Annotated in this window: 15 protein-coding genes; 7 read left to right on the plus strand and 8 right to left on the minus strand. The window is 34.0% G+C overall.

Going from position 1 to position 14,252, the window contains the following annotated elements:
- Positions 1-66: 66 nt before the first annotated feature.
- From ilvA to BLP44_RS21350, 4 genes are all read right to left on the minus strand, one after another.
- Positions 67-1,311, minus strand: coding sequence for a threonine ammonia-lyase IlvA (ilvA, locus tag BLP44_RS21335; RefSeq protein ID WP_091136060.1), 1,245 nt, complete (start codon positions 1,309-1,311; stop codon positions 67-69).
- A 256-nt stretch (positions 1,312-1,567) separates the two neighbouring features.
- Positions 1,568-2,104 carry a DUF4136 domain-containing protein gene (locus BLP44_RS21340; RefSeq protein ID WP_091136063.1) on the minus strand — a complete coding sequence of 179 codons (537 nt, stop codon included), beginning with the start codon at positions 2,102-2,104 and terminating at the stop codon, positions 1,568-1,570.
- A 103-nt stretch (positions 2,105-2,207) separates the two neighbouring features.
- Positions 2,208-4,184: a urocanate hydratase gene (locus tag BLP44_RS21345; RefSeq protein ID WP_091136067.1), complete on the minus strand. Its 1,977-nt coding sequence runs from the start codon at positions 4,182-4,184 to the stop codon at positions 2,208-2,210.
- A 472-nt stretch (positions 4,185-4,656) separates the two neighbouring features.
- Positions 4,657-4,836, minus strand: a complete 180-nt coding sequence (locus BLP44_RS21350) for a C1orf53 family protein (RefSeq protein ID WP_066032608.1) — start codon at positions 4,834-4,836, stop codon at positions 4,657-4,659.
- A 114-nt stretch (positions 4,837-4,950) separates the two neighbouring features.
- On the opposite strand from BLP44_RS21350, the gene BLP44_RS21355 reads away from it, so the two are divergent.
- The 4 genes from BLP44_RS21355 (at position 4,951) to hemL (ending at position 8,444) form a co-directional block, all read left to right on the plus strand.
- Complete coding sequence (locus tag BLP44_RS21355) at positions 4,951-5,286, plus strand: hypothetical protein (RefSeq protein ID WP_091136072.1); 336 nt, start codon at positions 4,951-4,953, stop codon at positions 5,284-5,286.
- Entirely contained in the window at positions 5,283-6,191 is a 909-nt protein-coding gene (locus BLP44_RS21360; protein ID WP_091136077.1) for a 1-aminocyclopropane-1-carboxylate deaminase/D-cysteine desulfhydrase, read from the plus strand. The genes BLP44_RS21355 and BLP44_RS21360 overlap by 4 nt, the downstream gene beginning before the upstream one ends.
- Positions 6,184-7,086: a glucosaminidase domain-containing protein gene (locus BLP44_RS21365; RefSeq protein ID WP_091136079.1), complete on the plus strand. Its 903-nt coding sequence runs from the start codon at positions 6,184-6,186 to the stop codon at positions 7,084-7,086. The genes BLP44_RS21360 and BLP44_RS21365 overlap by 8 nt, the downstream gene beginning before the upstream one ends.
- 71 nt (positions 7,087-7,157) lie before the next feature.
- Positions 7,158-8,444, plus strand: coding sequence for a glutamate-1-semialdehyde 2,1-aminomutase (hemL, locus tag BLP44_RS21370; protein WP_091136083.1), 1,287 nt, complete (start codon positions 7,158-7,160; stop codon positions 8,442-8,444).
- Between the two features lie 44 nt (positions 8,445-8,488).
- On the opposite strand, the gene BLP44_RS21375 is transcribed toward hemL, so the two are convergent.
- A complete protein-coding gene (locus BLP44_RS21375; RefSeq protein WP_091136087.1) occupies positions 8,489-8,929 on the minus strand; it encodes a hypothetical protein in 441 nt (146 codons plus the stop codon).
- A gap of 189 nt (positions 8,930-9,118) precedes the next feature.
- Between BLP44_RS21375 and BLP44_RS21380 the strand changes: the two genes are divergently transcribed.
- Both BLP44_RS21380 and BLP44_RS21385 read left to right on the plus strand, forming a co-directional pair.
- Positions 9,119-10,120, plus strand: a complete 1,002-nt coding sequence (locus BLP44_RS21380) for a 2-hydroxyacid dehydrogenase (protein WP_091136090.1) — start codon at positions 9,119-9,121, stop codon at positions 10,118-10,120.
- Positions 10,121-10,147: 27 nt separating this feature from the next.
- Positions 10,148-10,741 (plus strand): hypothetical protein, encoded by a 594-nt coding sequence (locus tag BLP44_RS21385; protein WP_091136158.1) that lies wholly within the window; start codon positions 10,148-10,150, stop codon positions 10,739-10,741.
- A 55-nt stretch (positions 10,742-10,796) separates the two neighbouring features.
- Here BLP44_RS21385 and BLP44_RS21390 read toward each other — a convergent pair whose 3' ends face one another.
- From BLP44_RS21390 to lysS, 3 genes are all read right to left on the minus strand, one after another.
- Positions 10,797-11,102, minus strand: a complete 306-nt coding sequence (locus BLP44_RS21390; RefSeq protein ID WP_008466960.1) for a type II toxin-antitoxin system RelE/ParE family toxin — start codon at positions 11,100-11,102, stop codon at positions 10,797-10,799.
- Complete coding sequence (locus BLP44_RS21395; RefSeq protein WP_091136094.1) at positions 11,087-11,320, minus strand: hypothetical protein; 234 nt, start codon at positions 11,318-11,320, stop codon at positions 11,087-11,089. Before BLP44_RS21395 ends, BLP44_RS21390 begins: the two co-directional genes overlap by 16 nt.
- Before the next feature lie 98 nt (positions 11,321-11,418).
- Positions 11,419-13,122 carry a lysine--tRNA ligase gene (gene lysS / locus BLP44_RS21400; protein WP_008466958.1) on the minus strand — a complete coding sequence of 568 codons (1,704 nt, stop codon included), beginning with the start codon at positions 13,120-13,122 and terminating at the stop codon, positions 11,419-11,421.
- A gap of 295 nt (positions 13,123-13,417) precedes the next feature.
- Here lysS and BLP44_RS21405 point away from each other — a divergent pair, with 295 nt between their 5' ends.
- Positions 13,418-14,218, plus strand: a complete 801-nt coding sequence (locus BLP44_RS21405; RefSeq protein ID WP_139159228.1) for a hypothetical protein — start codon at positions 13,418-13,420, stop codon at positions 14,216-14,218.
- Positions 14,219-14,252: the final 34 nt, after the last annotated feature.

The raw sequence follows: 14,252 nt of genomic DNA on the forward strand, positions 1-14,252 counted from the left end.
TCAATTAGTAATTTGTATTGAATTTGAAAAGGCTGTCATCCCATCTGACAGCCTTTGTTTTTTATTTTATCCAATTAATTGCGTAAATAAATCCTGATTGTCGTTCAGATATTGAAACTCAAAACCATTTTCGGTCATTTTCAATTTGATTGGCATAATGTCGTTTTTGTTTTTCAATTCTAAACCAACCACAACAGAACCTACTTCGCGACTATTTTTCTTAGCAAATTGGAAATACGTGATGTCGTCATCTGGACCTAAAATATTATTGACAAACTCTTTTAAAGCTCCTGGACGTTGTGGAAACTGAATCATAAAATAGTGCATTAAACCTTCGTAAAGTAAGGAGCGTTCTTTTATTTCGGCAGTTCTTTCAATATCATTATTGCTTCCACTTACAATGCAGACCACATTTTTGTCTTTAATTTTATCTTTATAAAAATCCAAGGCAGCAATTGTTAAAGCCCCAGCAGGTTCAACCACCATGGCTTCTTCATTATACAATCTTAAAATTGTGGTGCAGACTTTTCCTTCTGGAACCAGAATAATATCTTCTAAGTTGTATCGGCAGATTTCAAAAGTTTTGTCGCCAACTTGTTTAACCGCTGCACCATCAACAAATTTATCGATTGTTTTCAATGGCGTATTTTTGTTTTCTTCGATTGATGTTTTCATCGAAGGAGCACCTTTTGGTTCAACACCGATTATTTTGGTATGTGGACTTAAATGTTTAAAAACTTCAGACAGACCAGAAGCTAATCCGCCGCCGCCGATAGGAACAAAAACATAATCGATTGGTTCTTTAAAACTTTCTAAGATTTCTAATCCAACAGTTCCTTGTCCAGCGATTACTTTTTCATCATCAAAAGGATGTATAAATGTTTTATGATTCTTGATGGCATCGGCAGTTGCAGAAGCATAAGCATCATCAAAAGTATCTCCAGTTAAAACAATTTCAACAAATGATTTTCCGAATAGTTGAACTTGTTTTACTTTTTGTTTTGGAGTGGTTTTTGGCATGTATATTTTACCATGGATCTTTAAGAGATTACAGGAATAAGCAACACCTTGAGCATGATTCCCTGCGCTGGCGCATACAATTCCGTTTGCTTTTTCTTTTTCGTTTAACGAAGAAATTTTATTATAAGCGCCTCTAATCTTATATGAACGAACAATTTGCAAATCTTCTCTTTTTAGTAAAATAGTCGATTCAAATTCGTCTGAAAGATTCAAATTTTGCGTTAAAGGCGTTGCGGTAACTACATTTTCAAGATGCTTTTGGGCATTAAGTACTTCTTCAAATAAACTCATGATGTTTTGTTTTTTTTGCCACGAATTCCCGAATTATTTTTTATATTCTTTGAACAGATAAATTTTCGAATTCGTGGCGACTTTTTAATTATCCTTAAAATAAAAAACCTCCCAATTGGGAGGTTTCTAATAAATTATATTTTACAAACTTATATAGCACCTCGCCATTATTGCTGAATTGCAATAATGCTAATAATAGCGATAATGCTGTTAAAGTTTGTCATTTTTTTTACTGATTGAAAGGCAAATGTAAAAATTATTTTTTTACTGGCGGATATTGAGCTAAAATTTTGCCTACAAACTCAGCAATTTTTTCATCTTTTTTGTCGATGTTTCTTGTCAAAGTTCCAATTCCTTCACCTTGCCAAATCATTTCTTTCTTTTTAGCATCGATCAAATCAATGTATAAAGTTCCTTCAGTAGAAGTAGAAACTGTAGTTTGTCCTCCGTACATCATGTAAGGATTCCAACCCCAACCCCAGCCATAACCCCAGCCAGCGGTAAATTGGTTTACATCAACTTGCTCTCTTGACTTAGTAAAGATGTTTATTAACAAATCTGGATTATCGCTTTTTGTAAAACCTTTAGCTTGCATTTGATCATCAATTGCACGTAGAATTCTTCTTTTGTCTAAATCTGATATTTCGACCTTGTCAATTCCGGGCTTAAAATAGGCGTACGTTTTATAAGGCGTAAAATCGACAGTTTTGTCATAATCAGAATAAACAGTCACGGTACTGCAAGAAGTAAGTATCAGCAGTAGCAAAAACGGAATTAACTTAAGTGTTTTCATATTTCTAAGAATTAATGTTCTTTTTTAAGTCTGTCAGGCTGAGTAGAGTCGAAGCCCTTTCATTTCTATAAACCTTCGACTTCGCTCAGGATGTTATGTTATTTTAAAGCAAACTTTCATCAACTAAATTAGGCAAAGTTACTTTCAATAATGGCTCAACTTCCATAGCTCTTTTTATGGCAAAAACAGCACCTTCATTTCTTGCCCAGCTTCGTCTTGAAATTCCGTTGTTAACATCCCAGAAAAGCATTGAAGCTAAACGCTTTGAAGCCTCTGTAGAACCATCAAGAACCATACCAAATCCGCCATTTATGACCTCTCCCCAGCCAACTCCGCCGCCATTATGTATTGATACCCAAGTTGCTCCTCTAAAGCTGTCTCCAATCACGTTATGAATTGCCATATCGGCTGTAAAACGAGAACCGTCATATATGTTTGAAGTTTCTCGATAAGGAGAATCTGTTCCAGAAACGTCGTGGTGATCGCGTCCTAGAACCACAGCGCCAATTTCTCCTTTTGCAATGGCTTGATTAAAGGCTTCGGCAATTTTGATTCTTCCTTCGGCATCGGCATATAGAATTCGAGCTTGTGAACCAACAACCAATTTATTTTCTTGTGCACCTTTAATCCATTTAATGTTATCCTGCATTTGCTGCTGAATTTCATTTGGAGCAGTTTCTGCCATTTTTTCTAAAACTTGACAAGCAATAGCATCTGTTTTAAATAAATCTTCAGGCTTTCCAGAAGTACAAACCCAGCGGAAAGGTCCAAATCCGTAATCGAAACACATTGGCCCCATGATATCCTGAACATAACTTGGATATTTAAAATCAATATTATTTTCAGCCATTACATCAGCTCCGGCACGTGAAGCTTCCAATAAAAAGGCATTTCCGTAGTCAAAAAAGTAAGTTCCTTTTGCAGTGTGTTTGTTAATGGCATCTGCATGACGGCGTAAGCTTTCTTGAACTTTTTCTTTAAATAAATCTGGATTTTCTGCCATCATTTTGTTAGCATCTTCAAAAGAAATTCCAACCGGATAATAACCTCCAGCCCAAGGATTATGAAGTGAAGTTTGGTCTGAACCTAAATCAATTTTAATGTTTTCTTGATCAAAACGTTCCCAAACATCAACCACATTTCCTAAATAAGCGATTGAAACCGTTTCTTTGTTGGCTTTCGCCAAAGCTACTCTGGCAACTAATTCGTCAGTAGAAGTTACGACTTCGTTAATCCATCCCTGATCGTGACGGATTTTTGTGATTTTCGGATTTACTTCGGCACAAACCGTAATACAACCTGCAATATTTCCAGCTTTTGGCTGTGCGCCCGACATTCCGCCAAGACCAGAAGTTACAAATAAACTTCCTTCTGGATTTTGTTTTATTTTTCTGAAACCATTTAAAACCGTAATGGTTGTTCCGTGTACAATGCCTTGAGGACCAATGTACATGTAACTGCCCGCAGTCATTTGTCCGTATTGCGAAACTCCCAAAGCATTCATTTTTTCCCAATCATCAGGTTTTGAATAATTCGGGATTACCATTCCGTTTGTAACCACAACTCTTGGCGCTTCTTTGTGCGAAGGAAATAATCCCATTGGGTGGCCAGAATACATCGTTAAAGTTTGCTCATCTGTCATTTCAGACAGGTATTGCATTGTCAATAAATATTGCGCCCAGTTTTGGAAAACAGCACCGTTTCCTCCATACGTAATTAATTCATGTGGATGTTGCGCCACAGCATAATCCAAATTGTTCTGAATCATGTGCATAATTGCTTTTGCCTGCAAAGATTTCCCTGGATATTCGTCAATTGGTCTTGCGTACATTCTATAATCTGGACGAAGACGATACATATAAATACGTCCATATGTTTCTAATTCTTCTGAAAATTCAGGAATTAATTCAGCGTGATGTTTTGGATCGAAATAGCGTAAAGCATTTTTAAGAGCCAATTTTTTTTCTTCTGCCGAAAGAATTTCTTTTCTTTTTGGAGCGTGATTAATAGCTGGATCGTATTCCTTTTTTGGTGGTAATATAGATGGTATTCCTTGTTGTATTTGTTCTTTGAAAGTCATTTTCTTTTGGAGATGCTAAGTTGCTAAGGTTCTAAGATGCTAAGATATTTTAGCTAGATTAACAACAGATTAATTTTTTGTTTTTTTATAAAATTATGTCGCTCCTCTCGGAGCTGATAAAATAAAGCCTTGGAAAGGCGTAATATTTATAGAAAATAATAATCATCCAATATAGAAGCTCCAGCGGAGCGAAATATTAGCCAACGTAATTGGGCCAGAGCGTTAGCGAACAGGCGTAGCAATTTGGAATTTATTTTAATTGTCTCATTTTCAAATTGACTCATTGGCAAACTGACACATTTTCTAATTAAAAAAACTAAGGATAACGGATATCCGACCTATGATAGGACTTGTGGATTTTAATCCTGAATTTTCGTGAATGGATATCCATATTAATATTTTAGATTGTTGATTTTAGATTTTAGATTAGAATTTGGAATTTAAAAATTGGAATTTATTTAAACTATCTAATTCATTTCTTTCTTATTTCTCCTGTCCTTTTATCAAATCCATACGGGCAATGACGACAGCCGCTTTTACAGCAATAACCACGTTTTAAATGATGTTTTTCGGTAAAGCATTTATAACCTTCGGGCGTATAGTAAAAATCTTCTCCTTCGATTAATTTATTTTCATTACTTTGCTCTTTCATAAATCTGTTTCGCGTTCTTTTTCGAATAATTAAAATCAAAAATAAAAATATTTGATTATGATTTTATTGAAATCGAACAATTTTATAGCTACAAATTTATAAATTTTACAGCCAATGTTTCTGATTGTTGCCAAATATTTAATTCCGAAAGGGTATCGAGGAATGGCTGTATTTCCGTTTGTTTTGGTAAAATATGATTTTGATAAAGCAAATGGAGTTTTTGTTAATCATGAAAAAATACATTTACGTCAGCAATTAGAAATGTTAATTCTTCCATTCTTTATTTGGTATGTTTTTGAGTTTTTAATTCGGTTAATTCAATACAAAAACAAAGATTTAGCGTACCGAAACATTAGCTTTGAAAGAGAAGCGTATACAAACGAAACTAATTTGAACTATCTCAAAAAGCGATCATTTTTTCAGTTTCTGAATTATATCATATTAAAATGAATCCAGTTTTCAATCAATCCATAAATATTCAATTTCCGAATAATATTTCGCTGACAATAAAGCGCGAAGATCTCATTCATCCTTTTGTTTCGGGAAATAAATTCAGAAAGCTGAAATACAATTTGCTTCAGGCGAAAGCTGAAAATAAAGACACTTTATTGACTTTTGGAGGAGCATTTTCGAACCATATTGCAGCTGTGGCTTATGCAGGAAAAGAGCAAGGTTTTAAAACTATCGGAATCATTCGCGGAGACGAACTTTTCGATAAAATTGAAGAAAATCCAACGCTTAAATTTGTTCAAGAAAACGGAATGGAGTTTGAGTTTGTTTCCAGAGAAGAGTATCGTTTAAAAAGCGAAGCATCTTTTATTGAGAAAATGAAAGACAAGTTTGGTGATTTTTATTTAGTTCCAGAAGGCGGCACAAATGAACTCGCTGTAAAAGGTTGTGAAGAGATTTTAACAGAAGAAGATTCGGTTTTTGATTACGTTTGCTGTGCGGTTGGAACTGGCGGTACGATTTCGGGATTAATTAATAGTGTGTTGCCAAATCAGAAAATTTTGGGTTTTCCAGCGTTAAAAGGTGGCTTTTTAAACGATGAAATTCGTATTTTTGCAAAAAAAGATAACTGGAATTTAATTTCTGACTATCATTTTGGAGGTTATGGCAAGATAAATTTAGAATTAATTGAATTTATTAATGCTTTTTTTGAAAAAACAAAAGTGCCCTTAGATCCAATTTATACAGGAAAGATGGTTTTTGGCGTTATAGATTTAATCAGCAAAAATTATTTTCCTGCCCATTCAAAAATTTTACTCATTCACACAGGCGGATTGCAGGGAATTGACGGAATGAATATAAAGTTGAAGCAGAAGAAATTACCAATACTCAAAACCAATGATTAAAAAAATTGTATTACTTCTCGTAATATTAGCTTTAGCAAGCTGCTCTTCTAGTAAGCCTGCCATCGCGACGACTAAAAAAGCGGCAGCTGTTCAAACCCGAACGGCTTCAACAAAAAGAAGTACTCCTGCTAAACCCATCGGTAAAAATTACCCTTCTACAAATAATACAACTGAGGTTATTCAATCTACATCCAAAACAGTTGTTACCAGCGATTTGATTAATAATTATGTGTTGCAGTATAAAGAAATTGCAATGGGTAATATGAAAACGTACGGAATTCCAGCGAGTATTATTTTGGCGCAGGGAATTTTAGAATCTGGTGCAGGAAGAGGAGATCTAGCTGTAGATGCTAATAATCATTTTGGAATAAAATGTCATAATGATTGGTTGGGAGAAAGTGTCCGCCACGACGATGACTCGGCTCAGGAATGTTTTAGAAAATACCCTCAAGCATCAGAATCGTATAGAGATCACGCTTTATTTTTGGTTGGAAAAAAACGATACGCTAGCTTATTCACTTACGAAAAAGACGATTACAAAGCTTGGGCAAAAGGACTTAGAGCTTGTGGATACGCAACAGATCCTAAATATCCTGATAAATTGATCAGTTATATTGAACGATACAATCTGCATCAATACGATTGTCAGGTTACAGGAAGAAATTATGTGCCAATAAATACTTCGACAGCTCCACCAAAAAAATCATCTTATGATGTCGCTTCTGATCCAAAGATCAATATGGATCAATACGATCCGAATATGTATGAGGTTCAAAAAGGAGATACGCTATACTCCATTTCAAAGAAATTCAATCTATTGGTTGAAGATTTAAAAAGAAAAAATAATCTTACTGATAATGCAATTTCGATCGGACAGAGGTTGAAAGTGAAATAAGTTTTCAGTTTTACTGTTCAGTTGCAGTTTTCAAACAATCTAAAATCTAATATCAGAAATCTAATATTATAATGTTATATAAAAGAAGTAGTCAGCTTTTTGCTGAAGCAGAAAAAGTAATTCCGGGAGGAGTAAATTCACCAGTAAGAGCGTTTAAAGCGGTTGGCGGAACTCCGATTTTTGTAAAAAGTGCTAAAGGCGCTTATTTATATGATGAAGACGGAAACAAATTAATCGATTACATCAACTCTTGGGGACCAATGGTTTTAGGTCATGCGTATCAGCCAGTTGTTGATGCTGTTATTGAAAAAGCTAAACTAGGAACTTCATTTGGGATGCCAACAGAATTGGAAACTGAAATTGCAGCTTTGGCTGTTTCTATGGTTCCGAATATTGATAAAATTCGTTTTGTAAATTCTGGAACAGAAGCTTGCATGAGTGCGATTCGTTTGGCTCGCGGATTTACAAAAAGAGATAAAATCATCAAATTTGCAGGCTGTTACCACGGACATTCAGATTCATTTTTGATTCAGGCGGGAAGTGGAGCTGTAACTTTTGGTTCGCCAAATAGTCCAGGAGTTACACAAGGAACAGCAAAAGATACTTTGTTAGCAAAATATAATGATTTAGAGAATGTAAAAACTCTAATTGATGCTAATAAAGGAGAAATTGCAGCCATTATTATCGAAGCAGTTGCAGGAAATATGGGTTGTATTCCGCCTGCAAAAGGTTTTCTAGAAGGTTTAAGAGAATTGTGTACAGCAAACGGAATCTTATTGATTTTTGATGAGGTTATGACAGGTTTCCGTTTAGCGCGTGGTGGAGTCCAGGAATTATACGGAATTGATGCAGATATCGTGACCTTCGGAAAAGTTATAGGTGGCGGACTTCCAGTTGGAGCTTTCGCAGCTCGTGAAGAAATAATGAATTATTTAGCGCCTCTTGGACCAGTTTATCAAGCAGGAACATTGTCTGGAAATCCGTTGGCAATGGCTGCTGGATTAGCAATGTTAAAAGCACTTGATTCTGATAGAGAAATTTTTACCCGTTTAGAAGAAAAAACGGCTTATTTGGAAGCAGGAATCGATAGAGTGTTAAAAGCCAATAATGTTGTGTTTACAATCAATAGAGTAGGTTCTATGATTTCTGTTCACTTTGACGCAGATCCTGTTACCGATTTCCAAACGGCTGCAAAAGGAGATAACGAAACGTTTAAGAAATTCTTCCATGGATTATTGCAAGAAGGCGTTTATATCGCGCCATCTGCATACGAAACGTGGTTTATTACAGATGCATTGACTTACGAAGATTTAGACTTTACCATCAATGCGATAGATAAAGTATCAAAAACATTTTAAATAAAAAAAGAGGCTTTTAAAAGCCTCTTTTTTTATGCGCCAAATTATATTTTATCTTGTTTGCGCTCTTTCATTTTTTCCCTCATTTTGTCTTTCTTCTCCTCTTGAAGAGCTTTCCATTTTGTGTATTGGTCAGCTTTTAAGATTGATTTCATTTTAGCATCATTTGCTGCGACTTCTTCTTCCATTTGTTTTTTGAAAGCTGCCTTTTCTTCAGCAGTTGGTTTTGTGTTGCTGTCTTTTTTTTCTTTTCTAGCTTCTCTAAATTTTTCGGCTTTTGCGCTTCTATCTGCTAAAAGCTGTTTTACCTGTGCTTGCTGGCTAGCATCTAAATTTAATTCTGTAGTCAGTTTTTGAAGCTGTTTCTCATTACGCTGTTCTGGGGTCATTCTTTCCCTTTGCTCACGCGCTGGTTTTTGATCCATGTCTTGTGCAAAACTTGCTATTCCAACAAATAACATAGCCGCAATTAATAATTTTTTCATGTGTTAAGTTTTTTAATTGTTATACAGAGTTAGACTTTTTTAAATAAAACAGGTTTAATGAACTTTGAAAAATTATATCTTTTTTAACAAATTGAAAAGTAGTTGATTAGCAATTTAGTTAAGTGTGAATTGAAAATATTTTCTTATTTTTAAGGAATAAAGAATTTGAAATGAATTAATTCAAAAAACATGAATAAAATTGCCTTTTTCTCTACTCAACCCTACGATAAAACGTTTTTTAATAAATACAATGAAGATTTTGGTTTTCAGTTGGACTTTTTTGAGACACAATTGAATCCGCAAACTGTAGCTTTAATTGAAGAATGCGAGATTGTTTGTGTCTTTGTAAATGACATCGTAAACGAAACGGTTATCAATCAATTAGCAGAAAAAAAGGTAAAAATAATTGCTTTACGCTGTGCTGGATTTAATAATGTTGATTTGGAAGCGGCTAAAAAACATGGAATAAAAGTTTGCCGAGTTCCCGCTTATTCTCCGCAAGCAGTTGCGGAGCATGCTATGGCGATGATTTTGACTTTAAACAGAAAAACGCATAAAGCTTACAATAGAGTTCGTGAGCAAAATTTTTCTTTAAACGGATTATTGGGTTTTGATTTATTCGGAAAAACAATTGGAATTATTGGAACTGGAAATATAGGAAAAGCATTTTCTAAAATTGTATTAGGTTTTGGCTGTAATGTTTTGGCTTATGATATTGTCGAAAATGAAGAAATGAAAAAGGACGGCGTTTCTTTTGTGGGTTTAGAAGAAATCTTTAAAGCAAGTGATATTATTTCGCTTCATTGTCCACTAAATGAACAGACTAAACATGTTATCAATACCACTTCTATTTCTTTTATGAAAGATAGTGTTATGATTATCAATACAAGTCGTGGTGGCTTGATAGAAACGTCTTCAGTAATTGAAGGTTTAAAAGAAGGAAAAATAGGTTATTTAGGAATTGATGTTTACGAACAGGAGGAAAAATTGTTTTTTAGAGATCTTTCTGCAGACATTATTCAAGATGATGCGATTCAGCGTTTGATGAGTTTTCCGAATGTTTTGGTAACCGCACATCAGGCGTTTTTTACCAATGAAGCTTTGACGCAGATTGCTTTGGTGACTTTCAATAATATAAAATCGTTGCTGTCGCAAAATGATATTGAAAATAAAGCTGCATTGCTGGTGTAAATTATGACGAATTTAAAATTTCAAATGATGAAAAATAAGATTTTAATTCTAATCGCAATTTTGGCACTGAGTTCTTGCCAGAATAAAGAAAATTCGAAAAATATTGTAAAAACGGTTGTTCAAGATACATTGTCTAAAACACTTGGTGGAACGGCAAATTTGAGTGAAGCTACTCCAAAAGAAGATAAAGCAGTAGACTTAATACGCAAACAATTATTGATTTTATTGAAGAATGATATTCCCGCAATGACTAAAGACGATCGCTATTTTTATTATGATGCTTTCGACTTAAATAATGATAAGAAAAACGAATATTTGGTTGGTTTTTCAAATTCTTATTTCTGCGGAAGTGGAGGCTGTTCGGGTTATATTTTAAATAATAACGGTACTGTAATAAATCGCTTCACGGTAACCGATTTCCCAATTTATGTAACCACTTCATCAACAGAAAAATTTTATGATCTTATATTTGAAAGCGGAGGAAAATTTCATCTTCTAAAAATGAAAAACGGAAAATATCCTTCCAATCCATCAGTTCAAGAAATCATAAGTGATATTCCAAAAGAGAGTACAAAAGTTTTGGATATTCAAGGAGAGAAATTGGAGAAGTATTCGTTTTAATCAGATTATTTTAAATAGAAAACCCGACAGTTAAAAAATCTGTCGGGTTTATTTTTTATTTTTTTAGAATTTTAGAAAGGATTTTGGGATTTCTTCTGTTATCCCAAAATGCTATAACAATTAATTCTTTTGGAGTTACTTTATAAAAGATATTATAATGGCCTAACGTTGAGGATCTGATATCTGGAAAGCTGGTTTTAACATAAATCTCAGGATTTTCAACTAAGAATTTAGTTCTTTGTGTTATTTCTAAAACTAATTTTCTTGAATACGTTTTTGACTTGTTTCTTCTGTTCCAATAATTCAATATTTTTCTTCTTTGATTAACTGCGGCATTAGTCCAAATTATTCTGACAGCCATTCTAGATCTTCTTTATCTAAATCTTCTTGAGAAATAACCCTTCCATATTTTATATCTTCTTCACTTTCTCTCAGCATATCTAATTCATAGTCTTCAAATTGATAAATACCTGATGTATCTGCATTTTTTAGAAGATTTCTAATTTTCTCCAGAAGACTGACATCTTCAATATTTTTTAGTTTATCAAAAATTTCTAATTTTATTTCTAAAGTGCTCATAATAATGCATTTTAATTAATCAAAGTTATGTAAATAAAACGAAAAACCCGATAAGTTATAAACCTATCGGGCTGTATTTATAATAAAATAGGACAAAATTACCCCACCAATTCTACAAACTTAAACTCACCATCCACAACAACTTTAGTTAAACCGTGTTTAGATAAGTTTTTCATAGAAGCATCCCATTTTTTACCGCTAAGATTAGCTGAAACTTTTAGCTGAGATAAATCCATTTTATTCTCGTTTCCTTTTAATAAAGTCACGATTACTTTTTCTTCTTCTGTCAATTCGATCTGAGCTTGTTTTTTCTCAGGACGCATTTGAGGGAATAATAAAACTTCCTGAATAGAAGCGTTATTCGTCAAATACATAATCAAACGATCCATTCCAATTCCCATTCCAGAAGTTGGAGGCATACCGTACTCAAGAGCTCTTAAGAAATCTTCGTCGATAATTCCATTTGCTTCATCATCACCTTTTTCAGAAAGACGCATTTGATCTTCAAAACGCTCTCTTTGGTCAATTGGGTCATTTAATTCAGAATACGCATTTGCGATTTCTTTTCCGCAAACCATTAATTCAAAACGCTCAGTCAAATCTGGATTATCGCGGTGCTCTTTACAAAGCGGAGACATTTCTTTTGGATAATCTGTAATGAAAGTTGGCTGAATATAATTTCCTTCACATTTTGCTCCGAAAATCTCATCGATTAATTTTCCTTTACCCATTGTTTCGTCAACCTCGATTCCCATTCCGCGTGCTGCTTCAAACAATTCCTGTTCTGTTTTTCCAGAAATATCAAAACCTGTAAAATGTTTGATAGAATCTGTCATGGTAACACGTGCATAAGGTGCTTTGAAGTTGATTTTGTGCTCACCAAAAGTTACTTCGCTCGTACCATTTACAGCAATTGCACAGTGCTCCAATAAACCTTCGGCAAAGTCCATCATCCAATTGTAGTCTTTGTAGGCTACATATATTTCCATTGCAGTAAATTCAGGATTATGCGTTCTGTCCATGCCTTCGTTACGGAAGTTTCTAGAGAACTCATAAACACCTTCAAATCCACCAACAATTAATCTTTTTAAGTATAACTCATTGGCAATACGCATGTAAAGCGGAATATCAAGCGAGTTGTGGTGCGTAATAAATGGTCTTGCCGAAGCCCCACCAGGAATTGACTGTAAAACCGGAGTATCTACTTCAAGATATCCTGCATTGTTAAAGTACTCTCTCATAGCAGTGAACAATTTAGTTCTCTTAAGGAAAGTTTCTTTAACTTGCGGATTTACAGTTAAATCTACATAACGCATTCTATAACGTAATTCAGCGTCATTGAAAGCATCGTGCACTTTTCCGTCTTCATCAACTTTTGGTAATGGTAACGGACGTAATGTTTTACTCAAGAAAGTAAAACCAGTTACACGAATACATTTTGCACCCACTTGTGTAGTAAACAATTCACCTTCAATACCAATAAAATCTCCTAAATCGGTTAATTTTTTGAATACTTGGTTGTATAAAGTTTTATCGTCACCTTCGCACAAAACATCACGATTCACGTACAATTGAATACGTCCTTCGCTGTCTTGCAATTCAGCAAAACAAGCTTTACCTTGATCACGAACACTCATCAAACGTCCTGCAACGATAACCTTCTTACCTTCCTCAAAAGTTTCCTTTATCTGCTTTGATGTATGATCTACAGGAAAAAGATTAGCTGGATAAGGATTGATTCCCAGATTGCGTAAGTTTTGAAGTTTTTCTCTTCTGATGATTTCTTGTTCTGATAATGCCATTTTTTGTGCTATTTTTTTAAGTGTGCAAAGATAAAGAAAAGAATGCAGATTTTAGAATGGACTTTTTAGATTTTTTGTGACATCAATTTATTGGCTTTCAACCATCTTTAGCAAACATTGATCGCTATAAGAATAAATTCGTTTTTAACAAATATAAAACATGGTTTAGTGTTAGTTATTTGATTTACATCTATTTGTATGTGGTCATAAATAGCGAATTTGAAGTTGTTTTAAAACACGATTCAAATAATTCTTAAAAGAAAGTATCTTCGCTTGAACAACTTAAACCTCAATTATGAAAAGAATTTTACTTTGCTTTTTTATTGTACTTTGTATTACAAGCTGTACGCTTAAGGAAAAAATGGTTATGAATGAAGATGGATCGGGAACTTTTTCTTACGGCTTTGACATGTCACCGATGTATAAAATGGGTATGAAAAAAACAGATTCGACTAAAGTTAATAAAGTCTTAGACACTACTTTTACCTTCAAAGATGTGCTAGCCAAAATAAAAGACAGTATTTCTAAATTGTCAGATGCTGATAAGGAAAAAATTGAGCAGCTCGAGAAAGAAAAAGAGAAACTTGAAATTCTAGAAGATTTTAAAGTAAGCATAAAGGTAAATGATGAAAAAAAGCAATTCGAATATGCTATGGCATTTGATTTTCCTGCCGGAACAGATTTTAAAACTATTGCCACACCCACTGAAAGTTTAGAAGCTCTGGCGGCTACTGACAAAAAAAGATTAGGAGCTTTAAGCGCTGCGCCAAAATCTGAAGAAAAGTCAAGTACTACTATTTTTTACGATGGCAAAGTTTTTATTAAATCGGTAACACCTTCTAAAGAAGATAAAAAAGCTAAAAAGAAAAAAGAAGCTAAGAAAGAAAAGAGTGATGATCCATTTTCAAAACAAATAGAAGAAATGATGAAGGAATGTAAATATACAGTCGAATATCATTTTCCTAAAAGGATTAAAACGGTTTCTATCAAAAATGCAGTAGTAGCAGCAGATAGAAAAAGCTTTATTGCCGAAATGCCATTAGGCAATATGCAAGAAAGCAGCGTGGATTTTGGGTTCAAAGTAGAATTTGAATAATAATTGGTGGTTTTTAATAAAGTGTATTTTTAAA

This window comes from Flavobacterium anhuiense (assembly GCF_900101855.1).
Classification (GTDB): domain Bacteria; phylum Bacteroidota; class Bacteroidia; order Flavobacteriales; family Flavobacteriaceae; genus Flavobacterium; species Flavobacterium anhuiense.

Excerpts from the sequence above, each read along its gene's own strand:
- BLP44_RS21360 (WP_091136077.1), top strand. The coding sequence starts at position 5,283 with ATGAATCCAGTTTTCAATCAATCCATAAATATTCAATTTCCGAATAAT.
- lysS (WP_008466958.1), bottom strand. The coding sequence starts at position 13,122 with ATGGCATTATCAGAACAAGAAATCATCAGAAGAGAAAAACTTCAAAAC.
- BLP44_RS21340 (WP_091136063.1), bottom strand. The coding sequence starts at position 2,104 with ATGAAAACACTTAAGTTAATTCCGTTTTTGCTACTGCTGATACTTACT.
- hemL (WP_091136083.1), top strand. The coding sequence starts at position 7,158 with ATGTTATATAAAAGAAGTAGTCAGCTTTTTGCTGAAGCAGAAAAAGTA.
- ilvA (WP_091136060.1), bottom strand. The coding sequence starts at position 1,311 with ATGAGTTTATTTGAAGAAGTACTTAATGCCCAAAAGCATCTTGAAAAT.
- BLP44_RS21405 (WP_139159228.1), top strand. The coding sequence starts at position 13,418 with ATGAAAAGAATTTTACTTTGCTTTTTTATTGTACTTTGTATTACAAGC.
- BLP44_RS21365 (WP_091136079.1), top strand. The coding sequence starts at position 6,184 with ATGATTAAAAAAATTGTATTACTTCTCGTAATATTAGCTTTAGCAAGC.
- BLP44_RS21350 (WP_066032608.1), bottom strand. The coding sequence starts at position 4,836 with ATGAAAGAGCAAAGTAATGAAAATAAATTAATCGAAGGAGAAGATTTT.
- BLP44_RS21395 (WP_091136094.1), bottom strand. The coding sequence starts at position 11,320 with ATGAGCACTTTAGAAATAAAATTAGAAATTTTTGATAAACTAAAAAAT.
- BLP44_RS21390 (WP_008466960.1), bottom strand. The coding sequence starts at position 11,102 with ATGGCTGTCAGAATAATTTGGACTAATGCCGCAGTTAATCAAAGAAGA.
- BLP44_RS21375 (WP_091136087.1), bottom strand. The coding sequence starts at position 8,929 with ATGAAAAAATTATTAATTGCGGCTATGTTATTTGTTGGAATAGCAAGT.
- BLP44_RS21380 (WP_091136090.1), top strand. The coding sequence starts at position 9,119 with ATGAATAAAATTGCCTTTTTCTCTACTCAACCCTACGATAAAACGTTT.
- BLP44_RS21345 (WP_091136067.1), bottom strand. The coding sequence starts at position 4,184 with ATGACTTTCAAAGAACAAATACAACAAGGAATACCATCTATATTACCA.
- BLP44_RS21385 (WP_091136158.1), top strand. The coding sequence starts at position 10,148 with ATGAAAAATAAGATTTTAATTCTAATCGCAATTTTGGCACTGAGTTCT.
- BLP44_RS21355 (WP_091136072.1), top strand. The coding sequence starts at position 4,951 with ATGTTTCTGATTGTTGCCAAATATTTAATTCCGAAAGGGTATCGAGGA.